Genomic DNA, 26,181 nt, shown 5'->3' with positions numbered 1-26,181 from the left:
AAACCGGAAAATACCTAGAAATAGGGGTTGGCAACGGCGGGTGCAGGAAACGCAACATGACCAGCCCTTATGACAAGCTGCCGAAGAACGAGGCGAACTATGCGCCGCTGACGCCGCTGACCTTCATCGAGCGCGCGGCCTATGTCTATCCCGACAGGCTGGCGGTGGTGCATGGTGATCAGCGCTGGAGTTGGAAGCAGACCTACGTTCGGTGTCGGCGGCTGGCCTCGGCAATGGCGCGCCGCGGCGTCGGCAAGAACGAGACGGTGGCGATCATCGCGCCGAATACGCCGCCGATGTATGAGGCGGCGTTCGGCGTGCCGATGTGCGGGGCGGTGCTGAATACGCTGAACACGCGGCTCGACGCCCAGGCGATTGCGTTTCAGCTCAATCATGGGCGGGCCAAGATGCTGCTGACCGACACGGAGTTCGCGCCGGTGATCGAGGCGGCGTTGGCGCTGATGCAGGAGAAGCCGCTGGTCATCGATATTGATGATCCTGGCTATCCGGATGGCAAGCGGCTTGGTGCTATCGAATACGAGGCGTTCCTGGCCGAGGGCGATCCCGAGTATGCCTGGGGAAACCCCGGCGACGAATGGGATGCGATCGCGCTGAACTACACCTCAGGCACGACCGGCGATCCGAAGGGGGTCGTTACCCACCATCGCGGGGCGCATCTGAATGCGATCAGCAACGTGCTGAATTGGGGGATGCCGCATTACCCGGTGTATCTTTGGACGCTGCCGATGTTTCATTGCAACGGCTGGTGCTTTCCGTGGACCATCGCCGAACGGGTCGGGGTGAACGTCTGCCTGCGGCGGGTCGAGGCGAAGCCGATGCTGGATGCGATCCGCGACCACGGAGTGACGCATATGTGCGGTGCGCCGATCGTTTACTCGATGCTGATCAACGCCCCGGCGGAGTTGCGCGCCGGGATCGGTCACCGTATCGCCGGTCAGGTGGCCGGCGCCGCGCCGCCCGCCGCGATCATCGAGGGCGCCGAGCAGATCGGTATCGAACTGACCCATGTGTATGGGTTGACCGAGGTGTATGGGCCGGCCGGGGTGTGCTCCAAGCATCAATCCTGGAGCGAGATGCCGATCGACGGACGCGCCGAACGCAATGGAAGGCAGGGGGTGCGCACGCCTTTGCAAGAGGCGATGACGGTGCTGGATCCGGCGACGATGCAGCCGGTTCCCTGGGATGGCGAAACGATGGGCGAGATCATGTTTCGCGGCAACATCACGATGAAGGGCTATCTGGACAATCCCGACGCGACTGAACAGGCGTTCGCCGGTGGCTGGTTCCATACCGGGGACCTGGCGGTTATGCAGCCGGACGGCTACGCCAAGATCCGCGATCGATCGAAGGATGTCATCATCTCGGGCGGAGAAAATATTTCGTCGATTGAGGTCGAGGAGACATTGTATCGCCATCCCGCGATACTGAGTGCCGCCGTGGTGGCGCAGCCCGACGAGAAATGGGGCGAGACGCCTTGCGCATTCGTCGAACTGAAGCCTGGCGCGTCGGTGACGGCCGAGCAACTGGGTGATTTCTGTCGCCAGCACATGGCTCGGTTCAAGGTGCCGAAAACGTTCGTTTTCCGGGAAATTCCCAAGACCTCGACCGGAAAGATCCAGAAGTTCGCGCTACGCCAACTGGCTCGGTCGGCGGCGGCGATCGAGTAGATTGGGTCAGGCTGGCACCAAATCCCGCACTGTCCTGGCCACCGCGGCAATGGTTTTGTCGCTGTTGTCCGGACCGGCCTTGGTGTCGGTCAGGTAGACGCAGACGATCAGCGGTTTGCGGTCGGGTGGGTAGATCACCGCGATATCGTTGCTGGTGCCAAACCCGCCGCTGCCGGTCTTGTCGCCAACCCGCCAGTCCGCCGGCAGCCCGGCCCGCAGCTTCGCGCCGCCGGTTTGATTGGCAACCAGCCAGGCCGCGAGTTGGTCGCGTGACCGCGGCGACAGAATGCCCCCGGTGACCAGGGCTTGCAGATTGGCTGCCATCGCGGCCGGCGTCGTGGTGTCGCGAACATCGCCTGGCTGGGCCTCGTTCAAGGCGGTTTCGATGCGGTCGAGGCGGGTCATCTTATCGCCCAGCGATCGGGCGAACGCGGTCACTGCCGATGGTCCGCCGAGGCTTGCCACGATCAGGTTGGCGGCTGTGTTGTCGCTGACGGTCAGTGCCGCCTGGCACAGTTCCGCCAGCGTCATGCCCGGGGCACCGAGCCGATTTTTGGTCACCGGGGAATAGGTCACCAGGTCTTTGGCGTTGAACCGGATGCGCCGGTTCAGATCGTCATGCCCGGCATCGACGCGGGCTAGCACCGCCCCGCAACCCAGCACCTTGGCCGTGCTGCACATCGGGAACCGTTCGCTCGCGCGATGACCGTAACGCTGCCCGGTCGCGGTGTCGTCAACCGAGACACCCAGGCGACCGCCGCTGGCGGCTTCGAGCCGGGTCAGTTCGGCGGCGAAGTCCGGCCGGGCGGCGCTCAGGCGCGGATAGCCCGCCACGCCGAGCGCTGCCCCGAGCGTCATGCAGCTTCGTCGTGTCAGCACGGTTGGCAGGTTCGATCCTGGCGACCGCTAAAGCCCGAGCTTGGGACGCGCCCAGGCGGCCAGTTTGGCGATCGCGTCGTCGGCCTCGGGCGCGGCACCGGCGAGGAACTGGAACACGTGCTGCATTTCCGGGAAGACGTCGAGCTTGACCTCGCCATCCGCTCGCCGCAACGCCTCGGCAAGGTCGCGGCTGTCGTCGAGCAACACCTCGTGGCCGCCGACCTGGATGTATGCCGGCGGCAGGCCGCGCAGGTCGCCGTGCAGCGGATTGACCAGCGGGTCGTGGCGGTTTCCGTTTTCACCAAGGAACATTTTGACCATGTCGCCGAGCATTTCGCGCGCGACCAGAGCGTCGACCTGTTTGTTGCCCTGGAAGCTGGCTCCGCCGCCGTCCATGTCGAGCCACGGCGACAGCGGCATCGTCGCCGCGGGCATCGGCAGCCCTTGCTCGCGCAGGCGGAGAAGGGTGGTGATCGCCAGTGCTCCGCCGGCCGAGTCGCCGATAACGGCGATGTGGTTCGGGGTGATGCCCTGGTCGAGCACCCAGCGGTATGCTTTGGCCATATCATTCACTGGGCCGGGATGCGGATGCTCCGGCGAGCGGTTATAATGCACGATCAGCGCTCGGCAGCCGATTGTCTTGGCGCAGTGTCCATACAGCTTGCGATGCGTGTACATCGATCCGAAACTGTAACCGCCACCATGAGCGCAGAGCAGCACGCGGTCCTCGGTGCAGCCCTTTGGCACCGCCCACATCGCCGGCACTCCGGCGGCCGCGGTCTCGATGAAGTCGATGCCGCCCGGTTCGGCGGTCACGTCGCCCATATGCTCGAACAGGGCACGGACGTCGGGCAGCGGCATATCCGGGTTGGCACCGAGTTCGCCTAGGACGGCTTTGTAGGCGATTATCAGTTTCTCGCTCTGCTTGCTGGCCATGGTTGTTCCTTCCGTTACTTGTCAAGATGGTTGGCGGTTGTATCAGGCGTAGCTGATCCCGCGCACCGGCAGCTCCACCTTGCCGCCGCACTCGCGTGCGATAACCGGCATCACGTCCTCGGCGAACAGTTGCATCTGGTCCTCGATCTCGCGGCCCTCGAAGCCGCCGAGTTCGAACCATCCCAGGAAGCAGAAGTCGTCGTAGCCGATTTCCTGCTTCATCTTCATGATCTTGTCGATGACAAACTGTTTCGAGCCCTGGATTGCGATCTCGCGCTCGCGCAGCATCTCGGCGGTGACCCGCTTGTTGAGGTCGAACATCGGCTCATCGAGGCGCGCCACGACGGCGCCGAAGCCGAACGGGCCGTAGTAGTCGAACTGCAGTTCCATCGCCCGCGCCGCGCGTTCCATTGCCTGCTTCTCCTTGCAGGGCGTGGTGATGTGGATATAGCGGCTGGTCATGATGCCGCGACGCTTCTGCGCGTCCCAGCCATATTTGAATTTCCCCCGGTTGAGCATGTCGGGCCAGCCGGCCTTTTCCGCCGCTTCGTAGTAGATGTCGATATTCTTCTTCAGCCGGTCGTTCGGCTCGACGATCATCACACCGTTGACGCCTTGTTCGGCGGCCCATTTCAGCGAACGAGAACTGGTCACCGGCTCCCAGATCTGCGGGTGCGGCTTTTGCACGGGTTGCGGAAACACCTGCAACTCTTTCAGGGTTGTCGTCGTGGCCTGCACCGGGTTGCCGGCTGAATACATGTCGGGCGCGCCGATCGCGATAACGTCCTCCAGCCGGCGCTCGACCTTGTCCATCTGGAAATAGGCGATGGTCTGCTTGTGATTCCACTTGGTGTAGGTCGGCGGGATGGAGAAGTTCTCGCCGCGATGCGCGAAGGACGGTTCGGTCCAGCATTTGCGAATGATCGCGACGGCTTCCTCGAACGCCTTGCGGTTGCGTTCCTGATCCTGGATCGTCGAACCGTAGGGGCGGCCCAGCGTCTCGTTTTCGCGCGGCTGGTAGCCGCGGCCCATGCCGCATTCCACCCGTCCGCCACTGATGACATCAAGCTGCGCGATCTGTTCGGCGATCCGCACCGGGTGGTGCCAGACCACGATGTTGGCGCATTGGCCGAGCCGGATGGTCTTGGTCTGGGCGGCGATCGCCATCTGGGTGAATAGGGGGTTCGGGCTCATCTCCGCCCCTTCGGGCTGGAAATGGTGCTCGGTCAGCCAGAACGACTGAAAACCGAGCTTCTCGGCCAGGATGCCCTGGCGGACCTGGTTTATCAGGACTGCCTGCGCCGCCTTGTGCACCTCGGTGAGGGAGCCGTCGTTGACCGCGACTCCGTCCTTGGTGACGACGACAGGAAGACTGGACGCACCATTATGAAACACGCCGATCTCGAACATCCTGTTCCTCCCTGAGCCATTTTGGGGGCCATTTTGGCCTCTGTTGTCGCAACGCTCAGCCGGCTGACGGCGGACTGACGATAGCAAAACACCCGAAGCAGGAAATCCGTGGCAGTCACTTCAACGTGTGCTGACTTGGTGCGGTCCATACGCCGCGAGAACCGGCAGCCTCGCGGCGCTGGGCGGGCTTTGCCGGTGCCTCGGAAAACGCGGTCACGACCGGACTGCTGGCAAACCCGCCCGCCATCAAATCTTCATATCTTCTCTCCTGGTGCGGTCATGGCACGAATGGCAGCTTTGCTGGCGAGCGGGCAACTGACCGCAGGCACTTTAACGACCAGATGGAAGGCCCCTGATGAGCGCTGTTGCCGAGGCCTCTCGCCCCAGCATCCCCCAGGCCAAGTCGGTGCAGGAATACATCGACGAGCGGCCGGCGTGGTCGGATGGCACGTCGCTGAAATCGGCGCCGATGACCGGGATGCAGTGGCGCATCTGGTCGCTTGCGGCGGCGGGAAAGTTCTTCGAAGGCTTCGTGGTGTTCATGACCGGCGTTGCGCTGCCGCTGATCGTGCGGGAATTCCACATCGGCGCGGCTGAGAAGGGGATCGTCAGCGCCGCCAGTCTTGCCGGCATTCTGGTGGGTGCGGTGCTGCTGGGTGGTCTGTCTGACTATTTCGGTCGCAAACGCATGTTCATTGCCGAGATGGTGATCTTTTGCGCGTTCCTTGGCCTGCTGTTGCTGTGCCAGAACTTCCTTTCGCTGGCGATCTGCCTATTCGGCCTCGGCATGGCGCTTGGGTGCGACTACCCGACGGCGCACATGATCATTTCCGAGAGCATTCCCAGCCTGGCGCGGGGCAAATTGGTGCTTGGCGCGTTCGCTTTTCAGGCGGTGGGAGCGTTGGCGGGGACCGGCGTCGGCTGCCTGGTTCTGACCCTGGTGCCCGATCTCAGCGCCTGGCGGTGGATGTTCGCGACCGCGGTCATTCCGGCGCTACTGGTCACGCTGGGCCGCTTCTTCATCACCGAGAGCCCGAACTGGCTGTCCGCGCGCGGGCGGCACGACAAGGCCGAGGCAGCGGTCACGAGGCTGTTGCTGCGCACGCCGCAGTATCCGTCGAACATCAGCCTGGCTCGCCAGGGCGTCGACACAACGCACGCCAAACCGTCGTTCTGGGCGCTGTTCGACAGCCGTAACCTGCGGGCGACGATTTTTGCGTCGGTGCCGTGGTTTCTTCAGGATTTGGGCACCTACGGCATCGGCATTTTCACCCCGACGATACTGGCGGCGGCGTTGGGGGGCGGTGCGGATCACATCCGCAGCGTCAGCGATCTGATCGCGGACGGTATTCTGGCCGCCAAGGGTGCGGCGCTGATCACCTTCCTGCTGATCGTCGGCATCTGCTTTGCCGTCTTGCTGGCCGACAGACTGGGCCGGATCAAGCTGCAGATCGGCGGCTTCATCGGCTGCGCGCTCGGCTTGCTGCTGGCGTCTTTCTCGATCGACTTCGAGGGGTCGAGCAAGATCCTGCTGATCTTCGCCGGCTTCATGATGTTCAACTTCATGACCAATATCGGCCCGAATGCGCAGACCTACCTGCTGGCGGGTGAGGTGTTTCCGACCGCGGTTCGCGGCATGGGGGCGGGATTTGCCGCCGCCTTCGCCAAGATCGGGGCGGTGGCCACCGCATTCCTGTTTCCCATCCTGCTGGTCGAGATTGGAACCCGAGCCTTGCTTTACGGCCTGGTGGTCACGTCGATCCTGGGGGCGATCGTGACCTGGATTTACCGGATCGAAACGACCGGGGTGAACCTGGACGAAATCGGCCGGTGATGTTGGTCAATTTAGCCTCGCGGGTTCGCCACCGGAATTGTGGCTGGGCTGCGGTCGCAGTTCTGGTTTGCCTTGTCGCCGCCGTGCCGGCGTCCGGGGCCGACGTCGTGCTGAAGGAGACCGGATCGACACTGCTGTCTCCGCTGTTCCAGCTCTGGGTTCCGGCCTACAGCGCGCTTCGGCCGGATGTGAGGATCGATGTCACCGCCAGCAATTCGGGTGAGGGGATCAAGTCGGCGACCGCGGGGACCGTTCAGATCGGCACGTCGGACGCCTATATGTCGGACGAAGAGGCTGAGCGGAATCGCGAGATCATCAGTGTTCCGCTGGTGATTTCGGCGCAGACCGTGAACTACAACATTCCGGGCCTTGGTGGCGCCGGCTTGCAGTTGGATGGGCCCGTGCTCGCGGGCATCTACGACGGCAGTATCCGGCAGTGGAATGATCCCGCGATCGCCTCGCTCAATCCGGGAGTCAAACTGCCATCGAACCCGATCGTGCCGGTCCGGCGTGATGACCCTTCCGGCGACACCTTCATGTTCTCCCAGTTCCTGGATTTCTCTAACCAGCGCTGGGAGAATGCGGCGGGCTACGGGACCACGATCGAGTGGCCGACGGTGCCCGGCGAGCGTGGTGCCACCGGCAACGACGGCATGGTCAAGGTTATCGCCGCCACGCCGTATTCGATCGGATATATCGGCATCAGCGTCAGCCGCCATGCCGGTCTGGAGACCGCGCGGCTCAAGAACCAGAGCGGCAAGTTTCTGCTGCCGACAGCGCAAACGATCAGCGCCGCGGCGTCCGTGCTGGATCCGCGCACTCCGGCCGACGAACGATTGAGCTTGGTCGACGCCCCCGGCGATCAGTCCTACCCGCTGATCAACTACGAGTATGCGGTGGTATCGACTCGCCAGCCGAACAGCGAAACCGCTGCCTCGATCCGGAATTTCCTGTTGTGGTCCATCGCCGTCGATGGCGGCAACGCGGCGAAATACATCGACGCCGTCGGCTTCATCGCGCTGCCGGATTTCATCCGTGCCCTGAGCGAGAAACAGATAGGGCGCATCCAGTAATTCGTCTCCGGAGCCCAAGCGGAACGTCGGGCGCTTGCGCGCGGTGTATTAGCCCGCAAGCGCCCCGCGGTCTACGCTGCAATCCGCTGATGCGCCGGAACCTCCAGCTTGAAGAACCGAGCAGCGTTCAGCCCGAGGATCTTGGCGCGTTGGACGTCGGTAAGGCCGGGCATGGTGCGCTCGATGGCTTCGGCGGAGTGCGGCCAGGTGCCCTCATGGTGGGGGTAGTCGTTGGCCCAGGCGAAGTTGTCCATCAGGCCGAACCGGTCCGCCAAAGCCAGGCCGACCGGGTCCTCTTGGAAGGTGGACAGGCCGTGGGCGCGGTAATAGTCGCTGGGCAGGCCCTGCAGCTTCGGGCGCACCCACATGTGGTGCTTGCGGTAGGCCTCGTCCATCGCGGTCAGCAGCCAGGCCACCCAGCCGATGCCGGCCTCGACGGTGGCGAAGCGCAGTTTCTTGAACCGCTCCAGCACCCCGGACGCGCACAGGTTGGCCACCGGTTCGATGGTGGGCGCCAGGGAATGGGTGACGTAGTTCACTACCGCCCCGCCATTGCCGCGTGCGGCTCTTGGGTCGCGTCCGGTCGAGACATGGAAGGTGATCGGCAGGTCGGTTTCCTCGATCAGCCGCCACATCGGGTCGAAATGCGGCAGGTTGTAGTTGACATGGTCGACGTCATGGCCGCCCCAGATCGGCTTGCAGGGCAGTGACAGCGCGCGGAAGCCTAGTTTGGCGACGCGCTCGATCTCGCGCATCGAGCCTTCCAGGTCGCCGGTGGCGATCGAGGCGACCGGCAGCATCGCGTCCGGATGCGGGCCGTACTGTTCCCAGGCCCAGTCGTTCCAGACCCGGCACTGCGCATTGGCAAACACCGGATCGGGCGTTGCCCACATCGCCAGGCCTTTGTTGGGGAAGATGATCTCCACATCCACCCCGTCGGCGCGGTTGTCGCGGATCCGGTCGGCGACGTCGGCGCCGGCCTTGGAGCGCACCCAGTCCTCGCCCTCGAAGCTCATCACCCGCACCTTGTCGGGGCGATAACCCTCGCAATAGCGCCATTGCACGCCCTGTTCGTCGGTGATGATGCGCGGCACCCGGTCCTTGTATTTCGGGTCGATGCGCTGCTCCCACAGGTCGGGCGGCTCGTTGGCATGGCTATCGGTCGAGACCATGAAGTATTTCTTCGGGTCGCCGACCCGTGCGGTGCGGTCCCAGCCGGAATGGCCGGGGGTGTCCAGCCGCCAAAGATTCGGGGCGTTGATGGGGATTTCGTTCATCGCGTCACTCCCTTATGTCGTTGCAGGATTTACCGGCTAGTACCATCTTCGTACCACTAGGTAGCTTCGATGGAAATAGGTAGCTTCGATGGAAAGTCCCGGCGGCTTGCCTGTCCGTGGCTGCCGTGTCATCCCACCGACCATGTAGCAGAAGGCCAGCACCATGCAGCGCGAGGTTTACATCGTCTCCGGCGTGCGTACCGCGATCGGCGATTTCGGCGGCAGCCTGAAGGAGGTTCCGCCGACCGAACTGGCGGCCTCGGTCGCCCGCGAGGCGCTGTCGCGCGCCGACGTCGGCGGCGACGAAGTGCAGCACGTGGTGTTCGGCAACGTGGTGCACACCGAGGCCAAGGATATGTACCTGTCGCGTGTCGCGGCGGTGAATGCGGGGATCACCCAGGACGCGCCGGCGCTGACCTTGAATCGGTTGTGCGGGTCGGGGCTGCAGGCGATCGTCTCGGCAGCCCAGGCGGTGACCCTGGGCGACGCAGACGTCGCGGTGGCCGGTGGTGCCGAGAGCATGAGCCGAGCAGGCTATCTGGCCAGTGGCATGCGCTGGGGCGTGCGGATGGGCGACAGCGCGATGATCGACATGATGACCGCGGCGTTGCACGATCCGTTCGAGAACATCCACATGGGCATGACGGCGGAGAATCTGGCGCAATCGCATCAGGTCACCCGCGGCCAGCAGGACGAATTGGCGCTGCGGTCGCATCACCGCGCCGCCCTCGCTATTCAGCAGGGCCGCTTCAAGACCCAGATCCTCCCTGTCGTAATGAAGACCCGCAAGGGCGAGACGCTGTTCGACACCGACGAGCATGTCCGCGCCGATGCCAAGGCGGACGATTTCAGCAAGCTGCGCGCGGTGTTCAAGAAGGACGGCACGGTGACCGCGGGCAATGCCTCGGGCATCAATGACGGGGCGGCGGCGGTGGTGCTGATGGACGGCGATAGCGTGGCCAAGCGCGGGGCGAAGCCGTTGGGACGGTTGGTGGCTTATGCGCACGCCGGGGTTGATCCCAGGGTAATGGGCATTGGTCCAGTGCCGGCCACGCGCGCGGCGTTGAAGCGCGCTGGGCTGTCACTCGATCAGATGGACGTGATCGAATCGAACGAGGCGTTCGCGGCGCAGGCGTGCGCCGTGGCCAAGGATCTGGGTTTCGACGCGGAGAAGACCAACCCGAACGGGTCGGGCATTTCGCTGGGTCATCCGGTCGGCGCCACCGGGGCGATCCTGACGGTCAAGGCCCTGTATGAACTTGCCCGCATCGACGGGCGCTATGCGCTGGTGACGATGTGCATCGGCGGCGGGCAGGGGATCGCGGCGATTTTTGAACGGGTGCAGTGAGAGGGGCCAGGTGCCCCGGGGCTAAATGGCGGATCCTGCGGTGCGGCCGATGCCGCCGGAGGTTGGTTCCGGCCGGGCTGCCAGCAAATCCCTGATCTCACCCAGTAGCACCTCGGATTTATCCGGAGCGGCAACCGCCTCCTGGCGGACGTGCAATCGGGTCAGGACCTTGACGAGCCAGAATACCGCGAAGCTGACGATCAGGAACTGAATGATCGCATTGATGAAGAGGCCGACGTTCATGGTCGGCGCGCCGGCTTTCTGGGCATCGGCCAGATTGGCGTAATGCTGGCCGTTGAGCGAGACGAAGACGTTGGATAAATCCACGCCTCCCGTCGCCAGTCCGAGCAGCGGATTCAAAACGTCCTTTACCAGGCTGCTGACGACGCCGGTGAACGCCGCGCCGATGATAATGCCGACCGCCAGATCGACAACGTTGCCCCGCATGATGAAAGCGCGAAATTCGGACATCCAGGAGGGGGCCTTGGGTGCGAGCATGGCGTTCGTTCCTTCAAAAGCACTTTGTGCTTATAGCCCTTGCAGGCTGACTTTAAACCCTGGCTGCGCTGTAACTTCTTGTTTTGTCGCATGGTTCAGGCGCCCTGACGCTATGCCTGAGCGCGACCTTGGTCCGGGTGCATGCCTGCCGATTTGCATCATCTGGCGATGTCTGGCGGGCCGGGGATGCTTGATAGCGGCGGTGGGCGCAGTCCTGCTCAGGAGCCGCCGGTGATGAAACTTTGAACTAGGCTGCCGGCCACCAGACGCCAGCCGTCGATCAACACGAAGAATATGAGTTTGAAGGGCAGGGACACGGCACTCGGGGGGAGCATCATCATGCCCAGACTCATGAGCACGCTGGCAACGACGATGTCGATGATCAGGAAAGGCAGGAAGAGGAGGAATCCCATCTCGAAGGCGCGGCGTAGCTCGCCGACTATGAATGCCGGCATGAGCGCACGCCATGGTACAGAACTGGCGTCCTGTGATGCGGGCAGGTGTCCGAGGTCGAGGAAAAAACGGAGGTCTTCGTCTCTGACGTTGTCGGTCATGAAGGTGTGGAAGGGTTCGGTTGCCAGGCGCAGTCCCTCGGTTTCCGAAATACGGCCCTCGGTCATCGGCTGAATGCCCGCGGTCCAGGCCTGGGTCATGGCGGGCTCCATCACGAAGAAGGAGAGGAACAGCGCCAGGCCGATCAGGACGATGTTCGGCGGGGTGCCCTGGGTGCTGAGCGCGCTGCGGAGCAGCGAGAGCACGATGACGATCCTGGTGAAGGATGTGACCATCATCAACAGGCTGGGGGCCAGCGACAGGACGGTAACCAGGGCGGTGAGTTCCACGATCCGGGCGGTGGCGCCGGCCTGGCCGGCAGTGCCGAGGTCGATGTTGACCGACTGTCCATGTCCGACCGCCGGAACCAGCAGAAAAAGCGGAATCAGGACCCATGCGGCGAGCTTCATGGGTCCTGCATCCAGCCGATCACCAGGTCCTGGGCGCCCCCGGTGAGCAATACCACCCGACGTTCTCCGCATTGGACGAGGTGGACGCGGCGACGTGGATCCAGGGCGATGGACTCACGCAGGATCAGGGTACGTCCGGGGCCGGACTTTGGCCGCCAGCCGGTAAATTGGTAGAATTTGGCAGCCGCGCCGATCAAGGCAATGACGCCGATCAGCGTTGCCGCGGCGAGCAGGATGTTTTGCCCGATCATCGACGGGCGCGGCTTGTCGGGATCGCAGCCGCGAACATCGTGTGGCCCGCGCTTTCGAGGCACCGATCGTGAGAACGCCGACTCGCATATGCTTGCATGCACGCATTTGGCAGCGTGAAGGTGAACAAGTGCTTAAGAAGTGGGATTAACCAATTATAAAGGTTTCATTGTCAGATTGGGGTCATGGACCCTACCCGGATTGGCTTATTCGACGTGGCCGAGAAACGGCTGGTATGGACGGCGCAGCGCCAAAGCGTGCTGGCGGCGAACATTGCCAATGCCAACACACCAACCTATCAGGCCCGCGATGTTCAGTCGTTCCAGAATGTGCTGGCCGGTGCAGGATCGGTCGAGCCGGCGATGACCCAACCTGGACATATGGCTGGGACGGTTCCGACCGGCCTGGCTTCGCTGACCACAAATCCCCCCAGTGCGCGCGCCCTGGATGGCAATTCGGTCTCGCTGGATGAGCAATTGACCAAGGTCGCCGACACGGAGACCACGCAGGCCCTGGTGACGACCATCTGGAAAAAGTACGTGGGGATGTTCAGTATGGCTCTAGGCCGGTCGGGCTAGTCATGGCGGGTGATCTGAACCAGGCACTCGACGTTTCCGCGACCGGAATGGATGCGCAGACCGCGCGCCTTCGCGTCATCGCCGAGAACATCGCCAATCAAGACACCACAGGTTCGTCCCCGGGCGCCGACGCCTATCGGCGCAAGACGGTGACCTTCGAGAGTGCGGTAGACCGAGCGGCTGGGGTGGAGACGGTCAAGGTCAAGAATATCGGCGTGGATGGCAGCGACCTGCCGCTTCGCTACGACCCCGCGAACCCGGCAGCCAATGCACAGGGTTACGTCAAGCTGCCAAACGTCAACAGCTTCATCGAGGTCATGGACATGCGTGAGGCGGAGCGATCCTACAGCGCCAACCTGTCCGTCATGCAGGCGACCCGGAGCATGCTGAACAAGACGATCGATCTGCTGAAATGAGCACGATCCCGACCGTCGTCATTACACCGTCCGCCGCGGCCGAGGCTTACAGCCGCAATGCCGGCGGCGGGTCGGCTGCCGGGTCGACCAGCTTCGGTTCAGTGATGACGCAAGCGCTGGATCAGGCTGTGCAGACGGGCCATGTCGCGGATGATCAGGCGATGAAGGCGATCAGCGGTGGTGGTAACCTCACAGAGGTTGTCGCCGCGCTGTCGCATGCCGAAATGACCCTGCAAACAGCGACGGCGATCCGCGATCGAATGGTGCAAGCCTACCAGGACATCATGAAGATGCCGATCTGAGCGATGAGCGGTACCGACGTTGCCGCGCTGATCCATGACTGCATGATAGTGACCATGAAGTTGAGCTTTCCCGTGCTCGGTGTGGCTCTGGTAGTGGGTCTGCTGGTTTCCTTCATTCAAGCGGTCACTCAGATCAATGAATCCACCTTGGCGTTTCTGCCGAAAGTGGTCGCGATCGGGCTTGCTCTTGTGCTGCTGGGCCCGTTCATGGCCTCGACCCTGTCGGCCTTTTCGCACCGAACGTTCGACCGGATCGTTGCCATCGGTGGGTCGTGAATCTGACCCAGGCGGGGCTGTTGGTTTGGGCACCCGCCTTTGTGCTGGTGCTGGCGCGGGTCGGTGCGGCGATGGCGTTGCTGCCTGGCCTTGGCGAGGCAGTCGCACCGGCTGTTGTACGCATCGGCCTGGCGCTCAGCATAACCATCCTGCTTCTGCCGGACATCTTGCCGATGATGCCATCGGTTCCGGCGGCGGGTCTGAGTATGGGCTTAATGGTTGCCGGCGAAGTCATCACTGGGCTTTGGTTCGGCTGGATCGCGCGGATGATCGCTCTGGCGCTGCCGGTTTGCGCGCAGTTCATCGGCTACCTGATCGGGCTGTCAAGCGTTCTGCAGCCAGATTCCGAGCTTGGTGCTCAGTCCGGGGCCTTGGGGAAACTGTTCGAGATGGCAGCCCCGGTTTTACTGCTAGCGTCCGGGCTGTACAGGTTGCCGGTGGTCGCACTACATGGGTTGTTCGAACTGATTCCACCGGGCCACATGCTGCCCGTCTCAGATGGCACAGAATTTGTTGTCCGGGCCGTAACTACAGGGTTTAATTTGGCCTTGCAGCTTGCCTCTCCGTTCGTCGTGCTTGGTATCGTCTGGCACGTCGCAATGGGACTGGTCTCTCGGGTCGCATCTCGGATGCAGATCTATTTCATGTCGATGCCGGGGCAGATACTCGCGGGGCTGGCTCTTCTGACGATCACCGGCAGCGCCATCATCCTCGCTTGGCAAGAAGGCGCGCAGGCCTACTTCATTACACTTCCAGGCGGCGGCTGATTCGTGGCCGGAGGGGACCAGTCCGACGAGGAACGGACCGAGGCGGCTACCCAGAGACATCTGGATCAGGCGCGCGATGAGGGACAGGTTCCAGTTTCTCGGGAGGTCGCGACCTTTGCCAGCCTTGCCGCCGTGGTTCTTGTTCTCGGCTATCAGTCGCAGGCTTCGGTGCAGCATTTGCTGCCCGATCTGGTCGCGCTTCTGGTTCACGCCGGCGACGCGGCGATGCTGGGCGAAACGAGGTTACAGTCGGTGTCCGAAGGGGTTTTGGGTGCGATCATCCCTGTGCTCGGAGCCGCGGTATTGGCGGGCGCAACCGCTGTGCTGGTGCAAACCAGATTTCTGCTGAACGCGGGTGCGCTTCAGCCAAAATTCTCCAGGATCAATCCGATCGCCGGTGTCAAGCGCGTCTTTGGCTTCAATGGCGTCGTGGAAGTTGTCAAATCCCTCAGCAAGCTAGGCCTGCTCGCCATGGCTATATGGATCGCGGTCAGAGGTGATTGGTCCCAACTGATGCATCTGCCGTGGCAGGATGTCCATGGTTTGCCACAGGCAGTCGCTCGTCCGGTGTTCCATCTCTTTATCGCGACTGTATGTGTCCAGGGGATCGTAGCGGCGGCTGATCTAGGTTGGGTGCGTTTCCGCCATGCCCGCGACCTGAGAATGAGCAAGCAGAGTATTCGCGACGAATTAAAGGATACGGACGGAAATCCGCACGTCAAAGCACGGATACGGCGGATTCGCGTCATCCGGGCCCGCAAGCGCATGATGGCTAAGGTTCCGACTGCGACTGTGGTGATCACCAATCCAACGCACTATGCTGTCGCGCTTGCCTATGACCGTGTGACCAATCCCGCCCCCCGCATCGTTGCAAAAGGTTCAGATTCCCTTGCGGCGCGGATTCGTGCGGTGGCCGAGGCCAATGGCGTTCCTGTCGTCGCCAATCCGCCGCTCGCGCGGGCGTTATACCGACTGGATCTCGACACCGAGATACCATCCGAGCACTACAAAGCCGTCGCGGAGATAATCGCATATGTGTGGCGGCTACGACGCCCGGCCACGGCAATTTCGTGATGCAGCACGATCTGCGCTCGGTCCCGTTAAGGGCTTCCCGAATCGGCGATTCAAGGCGATCCTGCCAACAGTATATTGCTACGCTGCGCCTTGGCCGTTTGGAGCGTGGGGATCAAGGCAGGACCTGGAAAAAAGGTCCGTTCGCAGAAAGTTCTTGCGGTTGGTAAGCGAAGAACATATTGAATACAAAGATTAACGGGACGATGAAAGCGCTTAATCTGCGGCTGGCGCACACGTCACGGTTGCAACGCAACTTGTTATGCTGTTAAAACAGACTGACAGGCCTGTGAAAATGTCGAACCGAGGGATATAGCGGAATGGAAAAGAACAAGGCGCTCGACGCCGCGATGGCGCAAATCGAACGGTCCTTTGGCAAGGGTTCGATCATGCGTATGGGCGCCCGGGCCGGTGATGAGCAGATTGAGGTGATTCCATCGGGTTCACTCGGCCTTGACCTGGCGCTGGGCATCGGTGGTCTGCCGCGTGGCCGTATCGTGGAGATTTATGGCCCGGAGAGTTCCGGCAAGACGACCTTGGCGCTTCACGCAATCGCCGAAGCCCAACGGCGCGGCGGAACATGCGCGTTTATCGATGCTGAACACGCGTTGGATCCAACCTACGCGCGCAAGCTGGGCGTCGATGTCGATGGCCTGCTGATCAGCCAGCCGGATGCGGGCGAACAGGCTCTGGAGATCGCCGATACGCTAGTACGTTCGGGCGCGATCGACGTCCTCGTCGTCGACAGCGTTGCTGCTCTGGTGCCGCGGGCGGAGTTGGAAGGGGAAATGGGTGACAGTCATATGGGCCTGCATGCCAGGCTCATGAGTCAGGCGCTTCGCAAAATCACCGGCAGTGTCAGCCGCAGCAACTGCATGCTGATCTTCCTCAATCAGATTCGCATGAAGATCGGAGTGATGTTCGGCAATCCGGAGACCACGACCGGCGGCAACGCGCTGAAATTTTATGCGTCCATCCGGCTGGAGATTCGTCGCATCGGTCAGATTAAGGAGCGTGAGGAGGTCGTGGGCAACCAGACCCGCGTAAAAGTGGTCAAGAACAAGCTGGCACCTCCATTCCGCCAAGTCGAGTTTGACATCATGTATGGCGAAGGCATCAGCAAGGTAGGCGAGTTGCTTGATCTTGGCGTCAAGGCCACCATTGTGGAAAAGTCCGGCGCATGGTTCAGCTACGACAGTCAGCGCATTGGACAAGGGCGGGAGAACGCGAAACAGTTCCTTCGAGAACACAGGGGTCTCGCGGACGCTATCGAGGCGAAGGTGCGGGAGCAATCCGGTGTCATCGCGAACACCATGTTGGCGGCCGTCGATGACGCTGAGGAAGCCGAAGCGGCTGAATGACGCGATCCTGCCGGATGTCGCGCTGACAGACGGCGACCACGAACTGGTTGCAGCAGCAAATGTGGTGCTGGAAAATCACTATCGGCCGTTTTGGCATATGGTTGCAGCGGCAATCCGGTCCCAAGATGGCCGAATATGGACTGGCCTACACATCGGAACAACGGTCGGGCGGCTCTCTGTCTGCGCAGAGGCCGTCGCTTTCGGAAGAGCGCTGTTGGACGGCGACGGCACGATCCAAACCGCCGTCGCGGTGCGGCATCCAAAACCAGAGGAAGAGAACCGCGAACTCGCTGTGGTTCCGCCATGCGGCGCTTGCCGGGAGATGATCCTAGATCATGCTCCCGGTGCCATGATAATCGTCAAAGACAGCGATATTCTGATCAAGTTGCCGATCCGAACGTTCCTTCCGATTCCGTACAGGCGCTAGCTAACTAAGGGCTGAACGGATTGCTCGCGATGTCGGAACCGCGTTCCCGATTCCCCGCGTAGGCCGGCCGTCCGGCGATGCTACCGAAGCCCGCGGCACTGGTTGCGACGGCGGTGGCCGCCCGTTTAGCTCGTTTGATGCCAATGACCGACAAAGCGTGGCTCCTCGAGTGTGGTCCCCGGTATTCTGTCTGGCTCCGGTCATGCCTGTGACGGAGAAACTCCAACTGCAGCGAAGGCGATCGTGCCAGCAGAGTAAGTCAAGCAAAAGAGCGTTGCGGATTGCCAGGAAGCGAGCAAAAGGCTGCCGTTAGAACTAACGAAACCTGGACCAAGTGTTACGTTACCGCCGCTCGCGTTAATCACCATGCATTGAAACCCGCTACCCATGCTAGTTGTCGAAGGCGACAGCGTGATCGGCTGGCTACAAACAAGGATACGGCCGTTATGCACTGCGGTATCGAGATTCGTGTTGGCTGTAATCTCGACAACCGAGGTCTTGTATGTCGGAAGCTTGCTGGCAACCCACCCCCAGATCGCACTGAAGGACTGGCTGAACATAACGTTACTGCCCTGAGCAACCCAGATCGTATCCGCGTCGCCTGGCGCACCAGCAGGCTGTGCCTGATCAATTGTCACGCCGCCAATTAGATTGCCGTAGTTGATTGCGTAATCGAGACCGGCGTGACTCACGGCGACCAGGTCTTGCGTTGTCAATTCCGTAACGACCTGAAGTTGGCCAATCGAATTTCCGACCTCGGTCGTGCCTATAATCGTGCCGGTCGCCGTTGCCGATATGACCCCGTTTGGATCGATATCGACATTCGTGCCTGCCGAGAACAGACCTCGCAACAATGAGGCCTGCATGAGCATGGGACTGCCCTGATTCGAGATCACCAGATCAGATTGGAGTGAAAGGCTTGCCGCCGCCGGAAACGCTGCATGGTCTGATCCATTGGCCACCAGCGTGTCGCCGGAAAGGTTGATGCCGATGCCAATGTTGACCTGCTCCGGGCCGCCTGATCCCAAACTGCTACGCCCGATAAGGGACGGCGAGTCCACGGTGATTGCCGACTGGGCTGAAGCTAGCAGCGAACCGACCAATGTTGCTCGCGCCGTGCCACCTTGACTTATCAGCACCTCATCAGCGGCCGAAACTGACGCGGCTACAGGTAGTTCAGATATTGTGGGCATCTATGACCTCGACTTGGAAGGGCGCGGCTAGGCAGCCACGGACGTGCCGCCGCACGAGGATATCCAGTGTTGACCATCAAAAAACACCTCGACCCCAGTTCCAGCCCCTGCCGCCTCACCAGGCTTGCGACCATTCGACGCAAAGGCCTTGGCCCCGGCGGTCATTCCGGAAGGCAGATTTACAACTGTGTAGGACGGCAGCACGATTGGCGCTTGGAAACGCGGCGAAACCGCGTTCGTTCGAAAGACCTCATGCCAATATGACGTGCCATCGGAAATAAGATGATAGCGGTCATACAGACGCAGAACGACGGGGCCGCATTCGATGCCGTCGGAACCGCTCGGCAAAATGCTGACGGGCCCACTTCCCGTCATCGAGAACGTAAACCCGGTTCCCGCCGCGACTGTGCTCGCCGGAGGCAGCGTAATCGAATAAGCGGTCTGCCCCGTCAGAAGGATCATAAACCCCGAGATATAGTTCGGAAGCGTGTTCGAGCTGGAATATGTAAATACCCATCCAACCGATATACCCTTGCCGACGGCATAGGAAAAACTACCTTGGTTCCATCTCAGCGTGCCTGTCGTGCTGTCAAATGACAACCGATTGCTGTTGCTGGCTTCGAAGGCAATGGCCTGCCCGGCCGACATCTTGATGACCGGAGCATTATTGATCGACTGAGCAAAGGTCGTGTCCATGACCGCAATGGAAAACGGTACACCGATGCCGAATACGGTCTTGGCGCTACCGGAGGATCCGGCGCTGAGATAGACTCCAATTATATTGGCGACCTCGACCGGTGGGCCCGATAGATTGTGCTGACCGATCACCAGGCTTTGGATCGTCCTGTTGCTGGCGTCATCCAGGCCGTTTCCAAACCAGTCCATCTCGACAGTCAGCGATGCATTTGTTGCGCTAGACGGTTGGCCCGTCGTGTCTCGGTACTCGAGGCACGAGGTCCACAGTTGTGGCTGTGGTAAGAATGACCCGTTGGACCCCGTTTTCGCTGCCTGCCGGATCGTCTGCATGTACCGGGCCACATGCTGAGCAGGCCCCTGACCGCTCGGCGTCTGCGTCCCAACCCATAATAGACGGTCCAAGCCGCCCCAGACGTAATTGCCAGGACTGGCATAGATGATTGTGTCCGCCCGGACGTTGGAAATTACCGCACCACTCGGGCCACCACTGTGATTGACGATATAGGAAGACTGATTGACCGCAAGGTCGGTTGGTTGGGATGCGCCCTGCGAAGTTGTCAGGCCAGTATGTGTACTGCCCGTAACAAATCCCGGCAGAACGAGAGCGACCGGTGCCCCGCCGGTTGGAATCGCCGCGGCGAGAGGCGTACCATCCGCCAGCAGCGTCCCATCCACGATCCATTTCACTCGCTTCGTAAGCGAAATGCCCCAATTGCTTGGCGGCTGCAAAACCGTGGAGCCGTTCGGGACGTAAATCACACCGCCGGTCGCGGCCGCCTGATAGGCCGCTTTGAACGCCGCCGTATCATCCGTCACCCCGTCAATTCGCGCACTATATGGCGGCAGCGCCACATTGATCACGCCCGCGGAATTGGGGTTCGCGTCGACATAGGACTTGGTGGCCGCTTGGAATGGCGTCGTTGGCGCACTAGCCAACATCAACGGACCCGTCAGTGTGCCTCCAGCATTAGGCAACGTCGTCGCGACCTGACCATCAACATATTGCTTCGTCGCCCCGTGAAGCGGACTGGTCGGAGCCCCTGCCAGTGAAAGCAATCCTGTAAGCGATCCGCCCGCAATCGGCAGAGCCCGAGCCGCCTGGACGTCAACGTAGTTCTTTGTTGCCGCCTGAACAGGACTAGTCGGGTCGGCATAGAGCGTCAGAGACCCGGTAAGGCTTCCACCCGAACGGGGCAAGGTGCCAAGTAACTGCGTATCTACGTAATTCTTGGTCGCCGCCTGCGTCGACGTTATCGGATCCGACGCCAGGAGAAGCGCGCCCATAAGCGTATCGCCACTGCGCGACAGCTTTCCGTCTGCGTATTGTTTGGTTGCCGCCTGCGAGGCCAAGGTGGGAGCACTCGACAGGATCACTGGTCCCGTAAACGTGCCACCGGCAGTAGTAATCGAGGTCTGAAGTTGATTGTCAATATATTGCTTCGTAGCCGCTTGCAGTGGCGCGGTTGGATTTGCTGCCAGGTACAATGCACCGGTCAAGCTGTCGCCGTTTCGCATAATCCGAAGATCGACATACTGCTTTGTACTGGCCTGCAATGGCGCCGCCGGATCGGACGCCAACAGCAAGGCACCACTCATCGTCGATCCAAGGCGCGAGACCGTGCTCGTGACCTGTGCATCGACGTAATTCTTTGTCGCTGCTTGTGATGCGACGGTGGGGTCGGCTGCGAGTATAAGGGACCCCGTCAGCGTATCGCCGGTTCGAAGAACACGCTGATCGACATATTGTTTGGTCGACGCTTGTCCGTTGCTCGTAGGGTCCGAAGCTAAATACAGGCTTCCAGAGAGCGTATCCCCGGATTTCGGCAAGGATCCGCCGATCTGGACGTCGACATAATTCTTCGTGGCCGCCTGCAGCGCAGAGACCGGATCCGCGGCAAGAGCAAGTACCCCGGTAAGGGTGTCGCCCGTACGGGCGAGCTTTTGATCGCTATACTGTTTCGTCGATGCTTGTAGCGCCAAGCTGGGGTCGGCACTAAGGATGAGGCTTCCTGAAAGCGATCCGCCAGCCAACGGCAGCGTGGCCGCGGCAATGGAATCCGTATAGCCCTTCGTAGCCGCGTCCATCGTACGCTGAGGTGGCGCCGCAAGCGCCAGTACTCCAGACATTGACCCACCCGACAAGGGCAGGGCATTGCCCACCTGTTGATCCACATAGGCCTTGTTCGCCGCCTGGCCTGCTGTAGTCGGCGCGCCAGCCAGCAACAGGTTGCCGGTCATCGTACCCCCACTTAGGGGAACCGTTGCCGCGGCAAACTGCGCCAGGGTTTGGGTTGTAGTCGAGCCGGTCGGCGTGACCAAGGCGTTTGACAAATTGACGTTGGCGACCCCTGCCATGCCACTCAGCAGTTGGCCATATGTGACGGCTACATTCACGCCCGCCTGCGACACCGCAATCAGATCGCCGGTCGCGGGCACGGTGCCAGGCGGCAACGCGGCTATTGAAAATGGTGCCGCGGTCGCCGACAGAATAGAACCGCTCAAATGGAGGTTCTGACCTACCGTGATAACCTGCGGGCCACCCATGCCCGTGCCAATGCCACCAAGCAACGAGCCAGGCGGCACGACCAGTTGCGTTTGAACGCCATTCAACACCTGAGCGCGCGTGACCTTGCGTGCGATGCCGGCCTGGCTAACGATAAATTCGTCAGAGTCGGAGGCCGACGTGGCGGGTGCAAGCTCGTCAATTGTGGGCATGAGTACTCCGGTCCCCGTGGTTTTCTGTCGGGGCGTGATCCGAATGGTGCGAGCCGTGACCGGTCGGCAGCTTTAAAAAACTTGAACCTAATCAATCGCTTGACAGAAGTGGATTCCCATTCTGGTCAGTTAACAAAACCCCCGAGGTCGTTAACAATGCGTTTGGTGGGATCGGAGGAACTGAAAGCAGAAGAACTGGTAGAAGGACACTTCTTTGTAGTGATCGGCCGTTTAGCGTCGTTATGCCAAATGTAATCGTGTAGACAGTGCCGGCCTGCCCTTGGCAAAGCCAAAGTATAACGCGACTACCATCCGCCGTCGTACTCTGAACCTCCAGATCGCCAGGGTTTGACGGCGCAACGCTGACCGACAAGGTCGATATCCCGTCACCATCGTTGCCAACGATCGCTGGCCCGATATCGAGGATGTAATCCAAGACATCACCAGGATCCTTCGTCGGCCAATTGAGCGGCGGCGGTGCTATGACAGCCGAGCCCCGCGGAACTGCAATGAATGAATCGACGGTCACAAGGCGCGCGTGACTTGGCTTCCATACATGACTTACCGTCGCTGACATACAAAATCCATTTTGAGAACTAAAACTATAAGATACGTATCGCACCGCGCGGCTTGCCTTCCGGACGGACACAGTAACGCAGCGGACTTAAACGAACCTCATACCCCGCCCAAATAGAGACAGTAGGGCGCCGTTTTGGCTGCCCGACACGGCCACTTTAGGGCGCCCGTAATCACCACCTAACGACAACTAGGCCACCACCGCCGGGGGCGCCGTTAAACGCTACGTTTCCTGAGGCACCTCCGGTACCGGCACCTGATGCTCCGCCGCCCGGGAAGCTTCCGACGACCCCGGTCGTCCCACTGTTCTGGGCTCCACCAATCGGGGATGCGCCGCCCAGGCCCCCTTGGCTGGATAAGCCCGCCTGACCCGCCGATCCCACGAAGTTGACATCGCCACCGACGCCGATCCCGCCGGGTGTCGCGCCATTCTCGGGTGCTCCGACAGTCGCAAGATAGTTTAAGCTTCCCCCGGTGGCACTGACGATCTGCCCAAAGCTGGAAGTCCCACCTGAACCTGCAGCGCCCCCGCTAGCGGTGCCTCCGGGACCGCCAGAGCCAATTGTCACCGAAATGAGTTGTCCAGGTGTCAAGCCGGTCACCAGTTTTCGTGCATAACCGCCTCCGGATCCGCCTCCGCTCGCCAAACCCGGGACCGAGGCATAGCTACCGGATCCTGCGCCCCAGACCTCAACTTCAACTTGCATCACGCCTGTGGGGACTGCGAAGTAACCATTACTGGAGAAGCTCTGAACCCCGGAGGCGACCCCAGGCCGTAATGCTGGTAGCTTCCAAGCCAAGAAAGGCGCGGTAGGCACGACGACAATATTGGCCAGGGTGATTTGGGTCTGACCATACGAAACGGTAATCTGATAGAGCCCGATCCATCCGCTGTCCGCACTCGGGGTAAGTTGACTTCCGGTATTGCCAGGCAGTCCGGGTTTGAGCTGCAACTGGACCCGTTGCATCCGCATGGTATTTTGCGGTGAGCCCGAGTTCGACGGCCCGCTAAACGACTGTGCGGGATTACTTGCATTGTAGTAAGGCAAAACCACCGGAGTGCCATCAGATTCCTGAAGCGACGCCTCGATAAGATAGTTGATAGACTGTCCGGCGCTCGGTGGGGCCGCCAGAGCAAAGGTGGCCGATCCAATGTTTATACCCATCTTCATGATCAGGTCGGTGGGATCAGGCGGGATCGATCCGTAAGCCAAAATGTCGACCGGCCCAAGTTGCGCGATACTCCCAGGCCCGATAACGATACTCATAGACGAGGGATTCGTCGGTTGACAGGCCAGTCCATCGGCAACTGTACTCGTCCCGAGAACAGCCTGGATGAGAAAGCCTAGGCCTACCATGGCATTTTTGTTGGCTGATAAAAGGTCCGTATCCAGCGGGATGCTGCCTGGATAGACAATGTTGCGATCCATGCGGTTTTCGCCACTTCCTAGATTTAGATTAAATAAGCCGCAGCCAGGCTACTGCGTTGATCGGCAGCAGGCTGCACAGGGTTGCCCGTATGTCGGCGTCGCTCACATGACCCGGGAGCAGGGACAGATCGACGTAACTGATCGCCCCTTCGCGATAGGCGCCATTTGTTGTGCCGTAGCCCGCCAGCATGCCAAGCCCTGGCGTTGCTGGACGCGTCACCGTGACAAAGACTTGAAGCGGGAGCTGAAGGTTTCCCCAGCCGCCCGCTACTCCGTAGGCCATTCCAGTGCCCGGCATCGGCCGACTGTCTGTTTGACCACCATAAGAGCCGGTATCCATGCAATTCGCTGGCTCAAAAATAATCGGCGGACTTCCGGTTAAATTCTCGAGCCCGGCCGACACCGCGGATCGCGTGGCCGCCTCTTGCAGCAACGCCCTCTGAATGCGACTCCGAAAAGTGAAATCTGCCTCGTTGGGTTTACGCCCCAGCATAGCGCCAAAGTAATCATTTGAGATCAAGTCAAGCCAGTCATCGGTGGCTGTTAGCAGCCTGGTTTGCATGATCACGTAGTGAATCAGACCGTAGAGCCAGACCCAGGGCGTGGCCAGACTACCTAGGACCGCCTCCAGATTTGGACTCTGCTCGGCGAACCACCGCTTCGGAAGCACCGAACGCAGTCGGAAGACAATGTCTGCAAGATCACCCCTCATTGGTAGTGACTATGATTGTGCCCGCCTTTATTACGGCCAGCGGTGGCGCGATGACATCCGATGGCGAAGCGTTCAAAAGGATTCCAGAAATATTCACTAGGCCAGAACCAGAAAGATAGGCGTTTTGAGCAACGCGGGTAACCGAGGCGCCGGCTCCAATCGGCAAACTATTTAGATATACTGCGATATAATTCTGTATGCTCGTCACGATTTGGTAACTGACCGCCACCGAGGCCAGTCTCGCGGTAAGTGCGACGTTAACAGTCAGAACTGTTGGAGCAATGACAGCAAATGTCGTACCGATCGGACGCACAGAATCGACGGCAGTCGCCACAGTAGATAGAAGGCTGGATGGCGGATATCCGGTCCCGTCGTCGACGATGACCAGGAACGAGCCCGCTCGGACTGATCCATCAGGGGCTGTGTTTTCTTGAATAGCGACATCCAGTCCCTGTTGGATGCTGGCGATCGCGTTTTGCACTGCAAGCAGCGTGGCACGAGACCTGCTCGCCAAGTAGTTCTGGAACCGGCTCCGGAACGCCTGGTCGCTTTCAGCGTCTTCTCCGTTGGTGAGCGGCTCGGCGTTGTTGACTTGGTCGATTCCGGGTAAAGATGCCGCAATGACGGTTATCTTCCCAGCCAGAACATTTCCTGCAGATCCTCCAGCGCGGCAGACTACCGGCAAATCCGCCGATGCGGCACCGCTCGGCAGCACATATGCCGAGGAACCAGCCTGCCAAATCGAGAGACTTTGATCTTCTGCAATGGAAAAGGTCACCAAGCCGTCCACCGTCTTGACCAGCGAGCCAATCGGTATGGTCGCCGGAAGGTTGGGTGCGAACCGGGAAAACGTAACGATGCCTGTGGTGGGTATCGCGGGTAAACGGGTCAATGAGAAGTCCAACATCCAGGAGTCCAGATCCGATCCGCTCGATGTCGAGGCCCGGGTCGATTGAAGAACTTGCACCACCAACCATTGCAGCCAAAGAACTACAGATGCATTGGCCTCGAAAATTGCGCGAACCACCGAACCAACGGATACATCAATCAGATTGGAAGACGAACTTTGTAGGGCAGCTCCCATGTCTTCGATGAGCTGCCGGAAACCCTTGAGATTTAGGTTCATGTCGGCTTAGCCCGTGGTGACGTTGAGCTGAACCGGCGCAAGGGAAAACGGATCAGCATAGCTGATGCTGGCGACGATATACCCCGCTGCCGGATCAACTACCCCGACGTCGATCTGAGGTTCTGGGGCTGTCGGGACGGCGGTTTCCAGCGCCAACTGGGTCCGGACGATTGCCTCGATATCCGCGGTGTCGGCGGGTTGGCCGACAAATTGAGAAAGCCCCCCGCCGTATTCAAGATTCCAGATGTAATCGCCCGAATTGGTCAGCAGGCGCCGGTAAACGCGCTGATTGATGGTGTCGGCACCGGTCGACACGGCGAGATCGCCACCGCTTCCTACGACTAGGTCGCCACCCCATTGATGAAAAATGTCATTCATTTG

The 26,181-nt window shown here is 60.9% G+C and carries 26 protein-coding genes; 12 read left to right on the top strand and 14 right to left on the bottom strand.

The features are described from left to right. Positions 1 to 56 precede the first annotated feature (56 nt). On the top strand, positions 57 to 1,688 hold the full coding sequence (locus ACQY4T_RS18125) for an acyl-CoA synthetase (RefSeq protein WP_428533579.1): 1,632 nt from the start codon (positions 57 to 59) through the stop codon (positions 1,686 to 1,688). 6 nt (positions 1,689 to 1,694) lie between these two features. Here ACQY4T_RS18125 and bla read toward each other — a convergent pair whose 3' ends face one another. The 3 genes from bla to ACQY4T_RS18110 are packed head-to-tail and all read right to left on the bottom strand — an operon-like array spanning position 1,695 to position 4,913. After that, on the bottom strand, positions 1,695 to 2,546 hold the full coding sequence (bla, locus tag ACQY4T_RS18120; protein ID WP_428533577.1) for a class A beta-lactamase: 852 nt from the start codon (positions 2,544 to 2,546) through the stop codon (positions 1,695 to 1,697). 48 nt (positions 2,547 to 2,594) lie between these two features. After that, positions 2,595 to 3,503, bottom strand: coding sequence for an alpha/beta hydrolase (locus ACQY4T_RS18115; RefSeq protein ID WP_428533575.1), 909 nt, complete (start codon positions 3,501 to 3,503; stop codon positions 2,595 to 2,597). A gap of 42 nt (positions 3,504 to 3,545) precedes the next feature. Continuing rightward, the gene (locus ACQY4T_RS18110) at positions 3,546 to 4,913 is read right to left on the bottom strand and encodes an LLM class flavin-dependent oxidoreductase (protein ID WP_428533573.1); all 1,368 of its coding nucleotides are present in this window, start codon (positions 4,911 to 4,913) and stop codon (positions 3,546 to 3,548) included. A 355-nt stretch (positions 4,914 to 5,268) separates the two neighbouring features. Here ACQY4T_RS18110 and ACQY4T_RS18105 point away from each other — a divergent pair, with 355 nt between their 5' ends. Both ACQY4T_RS18105 and pstS read left to right on the top strand, forming a co-directional pair. After that, a complete protein-coding gene (locus tag ACQY4T_RS18105) occupies positions 5,269 to 6,747 on the top strand; it encodes an MFS transporter (protein ID WP_428533571.1) in 1,479 nt (492 codons plus the stop codon). Between the two features lie 83 nt (positions 6,748 to 6,830). Continuing rightward, positions 6,831 to 7,820 (top strand): phosphate ABC transporter substrate-binding protein PstS, encoded by a 990-nt coding sequence (gene pstS / locus ACQY4T_RS18100; RefSeq protein ID WP_428533569.1) that lies wholly within the window; start codon positions 6,831 to 6,833, stop codon positions 7,818 to 7,820. A 71-nt stretch (positions 7,821 to 7,891) separates the two neighbouring features. On the opposite strand, the gene ACQY4T_RS18095 is transcribed toward pstS, so the two are convergent. Continuing rightward, the gene (locus ACQY4T_RS18095; protein WP_428533567.1) at positions 7,892 to 9,097 is read right to left on the bottom strand and encodes an amidohydrolase family protein; all 1,206 of its coding nucleotides are present in this window, start codon (positions 9,095 to 9,097) and stop codon (positions 7,892 to 7,894) included. A gap of 163 nt (positions 9,098 to 9,260) precedes the next feature. On the opposite strand from ACQY4T_RS18095, the gene ACQY4T_RS18090 reads away from it, so the two are divergent. Next, on the top strand, positions 9,261 to 10,445 hold the full coding sequence (locus ACQY4T_RS18090) for an acetyl-CoA C-acyltransferase family protein (protein WP_428533565.1): 1,185 nt from the start codon (positions 9,261 to 9,263) through the stop codon (positions 10,443 to 10,445). Between the two features lie 21 nt (positions 10,446 to 10,466). Here the strand turns inward: ACQY4T_RS18090 and mscL are convergent, their stop codons facing one another. The 3 genes from mscL to ACQY4T_RS18075 form a co-directional block, all read right to left on the bottom strand. After that, positions 10,467 to 10,943: a large conductance mechanosensitive channel protein MscL gene (mscL, locus tag ACQY4T_RS18085; RefSeq protein ID WP_428533563.1), complete on the bottom strand. Its 477-nt coding sequence runs from the start codon at positions 10,941 to 10,943 to the stop codon at positions 10,467 to 10,469. A 218-nt stretch (positions 10,944 to 11,161) separates the two neighbouring features. Then, positions 11,162 to 11,905: a flagellar type III secretion system pore protein FliP gene (gene fliP, locus ACQY4T_RS18080; RefSeq protein WP_428533561.1), complete on the bottom strand. Its 744-nt coding sequence runs from the start codon at positions 11,903 to 11,905 to the stop codon at positions 11,162 to 11,164. Next, the gene (locus tag ACQY4T_RS18075; protein WP_428533559.1) at positions 11,902 to 12,156 is read right to left on the bottom strand and encodes a hypothetical protein; all 255 of its coding nucleotides are present in this window, start codon (positions 12,154 to 12,156) and stop codon (positions 11,902 to 11,904) included. The genes fliP and ACQY4T_RS18075 overlap by 4 nt, the downstream gene beginning before the upstream one ends. 183 nt (positions 12,157 to 12,339) lie before the next feature. Between ACQY4T_RS18075 and flgB the strand changes: the two genes are divergently transcribed. The 8 genes from flgB (at position 12,340) to ACQY4T_RS18035 (ending at position 17,352) form a co-directional block, all read left to right on the top strand. Beyond that, positions 12,340 to 12,732 carry a flagellar basal body rod protein FlgB gene (gene flgB / locus ACQY4T_RS18070; protein ID WP_428533557.1) on the top strand — a complete coding sequence of 131 codons (393 nt, stop codon included), beginning with the start codon at positions 12,340 to 12,342 and terminating at the stop codon, positions 12,730 to 12,732. Between the two features lie 2 nt (positions 12,733 to 12,734). Further along, positions 12,735 to 13,148 carry a flagellar basal body rod protein FlgC gene (flgC, locus tag ACQY4T_RS18065; RefSeq protein ID WP_428533555.1) on the top strand — a complete coding sequence of 138 codons (414 nt, stop codon included), beginning with the start codon at positions 12,735 to 12,737 and terminating at the stop codon, positions 13,146 to 13,148. Then, positions 13,145 to 13,450 carry a flagellar hook-basal body complex protein FliE gene (fliE, locus tag ACQY4T_RS18060; protein WP_428533553.1) on the top strand — a complete coding sequence of 102 codons (306 nt, stop codon included), beginning with the start codon at positions 13,145 to 13,147 and terminating at the stop codon, positions 13,448 to 13,450. The genes flgC and fliE overlap by 4 nt, the downstream gene beginning before the upstream one ends. 3 nt (positions 13,451 to 13,453) lie before the next feature. Beyond that, on the top strand, positions 13,454 to 13,726 hold the full coding sequence (gene fliQ, locus ACQY4T_RS18055; protein ID WP_428533551.1) for a flagellar biosynthesis protein FliQ: 273 nt from the start codon (positions 13,454 to 13,456) through the stop codon (positions 13,724 to 13,726). Further along, on the top strand, positions 13,723 to 14,493 hold the full coding sequence (locus ACQY4T_RS18050) for a flagellar biosynthetic protein FliR (protein ID WP_428533549.1): 771 nt from the start codon (positions 13,723 to 13,725) through the stop codon (positions 14,491 to 14,493). Before fliQ ends, ACQY4T_RS18050 begins: the two co-directional genes overlap by 4 nt. A gap of 3 nt (positions 14,494 to 14,496) precedes the next feature. Further along, positions 14,497 to 15,567, top strand: coding sequence for an EscU/YscU/HrcU family type III secretion system export apparatus switch protein (locus tag ACQY4T_RS18045; RefSeq protein WP_428533547.1), 1,071 nt, complete (start codon positions 14,497 to 14,499; stop codon positions 15,565 to 15,567). Between the two features lie 317 nt (positions 15,568 to 15,884). Further along, a complete protein-coding gene (gene recA / locus ACQY4T_RS18040; RefSeq protein ID WP_428533545.1) occupies positions 15,885 to 16,925 on the top strand; it encodes a recombinase RecA in 1,041 nt (346 codons plus the stop codon). Then, positions 16,894 to 17,352, top strand: a complete 459-nt coding sequence (locus tag ACQY4T_RS18035) for a cytidine deaminase (protein WP_428533543.1) — start codon at positions 16,894 to 16,896, stop codon at positions 17,350 to 17,352. The genes recA and ACQY4T_RS18035 overlap by 32 nt, the downstream gene beginning before the upstream one ends. Before the next feature lie 200 nt (positions 17,353 to 17,552). On the opposite strand, the gene ACQY4T_RS18030 is transcribed toward ACQY4T_RS18035, so the two are convergent. The 7 genes from ACQY4T_RS18030 to ACQY4T_RS18000 form a co-directional block, all read right to left on the bottom strand. Further along, positions 17,553 to 18,545 carry a hypothetical protein gene (locus ACQY4T_RS18030; RefSeq protein WP_428533541.1) on the bottom strand — a complete coding sequence of 331 codons (993 nt, stop codon included), beginning with the start codon at positions 18,543 to 18,545 and terminating at the stop codon, positions 17,553 to 17,555. A gap of 27 nt (positions 18,546 to 18,572) precedes the next feature. Then, complete coding sequence (locus ACQY4T_RS18025) at positions 18,573 to 21,956, bottom strand: hypothetical protein (RefSeq protein WP_428533539.1); 3,384 nt, start codon at positions 21,954 to 21,956, stop codon at positions 18,573 to 18,575. A 91-nt stretch (positions 21,957 to 22,047) separates the two neighbouring features. After that, positions 22,048 to 22,533, bottom strand: coding sequence for a hypothetical protein (locus tag ACQY4T_RS18020; protein WP_428533537.1), 486 nt, complete (start codon positions 22,531 to 22,533; stop codon positions 22,048 to 22,050). 172 nt (positions 22,534 to 22,705) lie between these two features. Then, a complete protein-coding gene (locus ACQY4T_RS18015; protein WP_428533535.1) occupies positions 22,706 to 23,962 on the bottom strand; it encodes a glycine-rich domain-containing protein in 1,257 nt (418 codons plus the stop codon). 28 nt (positions 23,963 to 23,990) lie between these two features. Beyond that, the gene (locus tag ACQY4T_RS18010) at positions 23,991 to 24,674 is read right to left on the bottom strand and encodes a hypothetical protein (protein WP_428533533.1); all 684 of its coding nucleotides are present in this window, start codon (positions 24,672 to 24,674) and stop codon (positions 23,991 to 23,993) included. Next, a complete protein-coding gene (locus ACQY4T_RS18005) occupies positions 24,664 to 25,800 on the bottom strand; it encodes a baseplate J/gp47 family protein (RefSeq protein WP_428533531.1) in 1,137 nt (378 codons plus the stop codon). The genes ACQY4T_RS18010 and ACQY4T_RS18005 overlap by 11 nt, the downstream gene beginning before the upstream one ends. Before the next feature lie 6 nt (positions 25,801 to 25,806). After that, on the bottom strand, positions 25,807 to 26,178 hold the full coding sequence (locus ACQY4T_RS18000) for a hypothetical protein (protein ID WP_428533529.1): 372 nt from the start codon (positions 26,176 to 26,178) through the stop codon (positions 25,807 to 25,809). Between the last annotated feature and the right edge of the window lie 3 nt (positions 26,179 to 26,181).

Source organism: Rhodopila sp. (assembly GCF_965277825.1).
Taxonomy (GTDB): domain Bacteria; phylum Pseudomonadota; class Alphaproteobacteria; order Acetobacterales; family Acetobacteraceae; genus Rhodopila.
Note: the sequence above shows the minus strand (reverse complement) of the source record. Positions and strands in the feature narration are given on the sequence as shown.

Bases quoted from the DNA above. Each gene is read 5' to 3' on its own strand.
- recA (WP_428533545.1), top strand. From the start codon at position 15,885: ATGGAAAAGAACAAGGCGCTCGACGCCGCGATGGCGCAAATCGAACGG.
- flgB (WP_428533557.1), top strand. From the start codon at position 12,340: ATGGACCCTACCCGGATTGGCTTATTCGACGTGGCCGAGAAACGGCTG.
- flgC (WP_428533555.1), top strand. From the start codon at position 12,735: ATGGCGGGTGATCTGAACCAGGCACTCGACGTTTCCGCGACCGGAATG.
- ACQY4T_RS18075 (WP_428533559.1), bottom strand. From the start codon at position 12,156: ATGATCGGGCAAAACATCCTGCTCGCCGCGGCAACGCTGATCGGCGTC.
- ACQY4T_RS18010 (WP_428533533.1), bottom strand. From the start codon at position 24,674: ATGAGGGGTGATCTTGCAGACATTGTCTTCCGACTGCGTTCGGTGCTT.
- mscL (WP_428533563.1), bottom strand. From the start codon at position 10,943: ATGCTCGCACCCAAGGCCCCCTCCTGGATGTCCGAATTTCGCGCTTTC.
- ACQY4T_RS18115 (WP_428533575.1), bottom strand. From the start codon at position 3,503: ATGGCCAGCAAGCAGAGCGAGAAACTGATAATCGCCTACAAAGCCGTC.
- fliQ (WP_428533551.1), top strand. From the start codon at position 13,454: ATGAGCGGTACCGACGTTGCCGCGCTGATCCATGACTGCATGATAGTG.
- ACQY4T_RS18105 (WP_428533571.1), top strand. From the start codon at position 5,269: ATGAGCGCTGTTGCCGAGGCCTCTCGCCCCAGCATCCCCCAGGCCAAG.
- ACQY4T_RS18110 (WP_428533573.1), bottom strand. From the start codon at position 4,913: ATGTTCGAGATCGGCGTGTTTCATAATGGTGCGTCCAGTCTTCCTGTC.
- fliP (WP_428533561.1), bottom strand. From the start codon at position 11,905: ATGAAGCTCGCCGCATGGGTCCTGATTCCGCTTTTTCTGCTGGTTCCG.
- ACQY4T_RS18000 (WP_428533529.1), bottom strand. From the start codon at position 26,178: ATGAATGACATTTTTCATCAATGGGGTGGCGACCTAGTCGTAGGAAGC.
- ACQY4T_RS18035 (WP_428533543.1), top strand. From the start codon at position 16,894: ATGACGCTGAGGAAGCCGAAGCGGCTGAATGACGCGATCCTGCCGGAT.
- bla (WP_428533577.1), bottom strand. From the start codon at position 2,546: ATGACGCTCGGGGCAGCGCTCGGCGTGGCGGGCTATCCGCGCCTGAGC.
- ACQY4T_RS18095 (WP_428533567.1), bottom strand. From the start codon at position 9,097: ATGAACGAAATCCCCATCAACGCCCCGAATCTTTGGCGGCTGGACACC.
- ACQY4T_RS18090 (WP_428533565.1), top strand. From the start codon at position 9,261: ATGCAGCGCGAGGTTTACATCGTCTCCGGCGTGCGTACCGCGATCGGC.
- fliE (WP_428533553.1), top strand. From the start codon at position 13,145: ATGAGCACGATCCCGACCGTCGTCATTACACCGTCCGCCGCGGCCGAG.
- ACQY4T_RS18015 (WP_428533535.1), bottom strand. From the start codon at position 23,962: ATGGATCGCAACATTGTCTATCCAGGCAGCATCCCGCTGGATACGGAC.
- ACQY4T_RS18005 (WP_428533531.1), bottom strand. From the start codon at position 25,800: ATGAACCTAAATCTCAAGGGTTTCCGGCAGCTCATCGAAGACATGGGA.
- ACQY4T_RS18020 (WP_428533537.1), bottom strand. From the start codon at position 22,533: ATGTCAGCGACGGTAAGTCATGTATGGAAGCCAAGTCACGCGCGCCTT.
- ACQY4T_RS18030 (WP_428533541.1), bottom strand. From the start codon at position 18,545: ATGCCCACAATATCTGAACTACCTGTAGCCGCGTCAGTTTCGGCCGCT.
- ACQY4T_RS18125 (WP_428533579.1), top strand. From the start codon at position 57: ATGACCAGCCCTTATGACAAGCTGCCGAAGAACGAGGCGAACTATGCG.
- ACQY4T_RS18025 (WP_428533539.1), bottom strand. From the start codon at position 21,956: ATGCCCACAATTGACGAGCTTGCACCCGCCACGTCGGCCTCCGACTCT.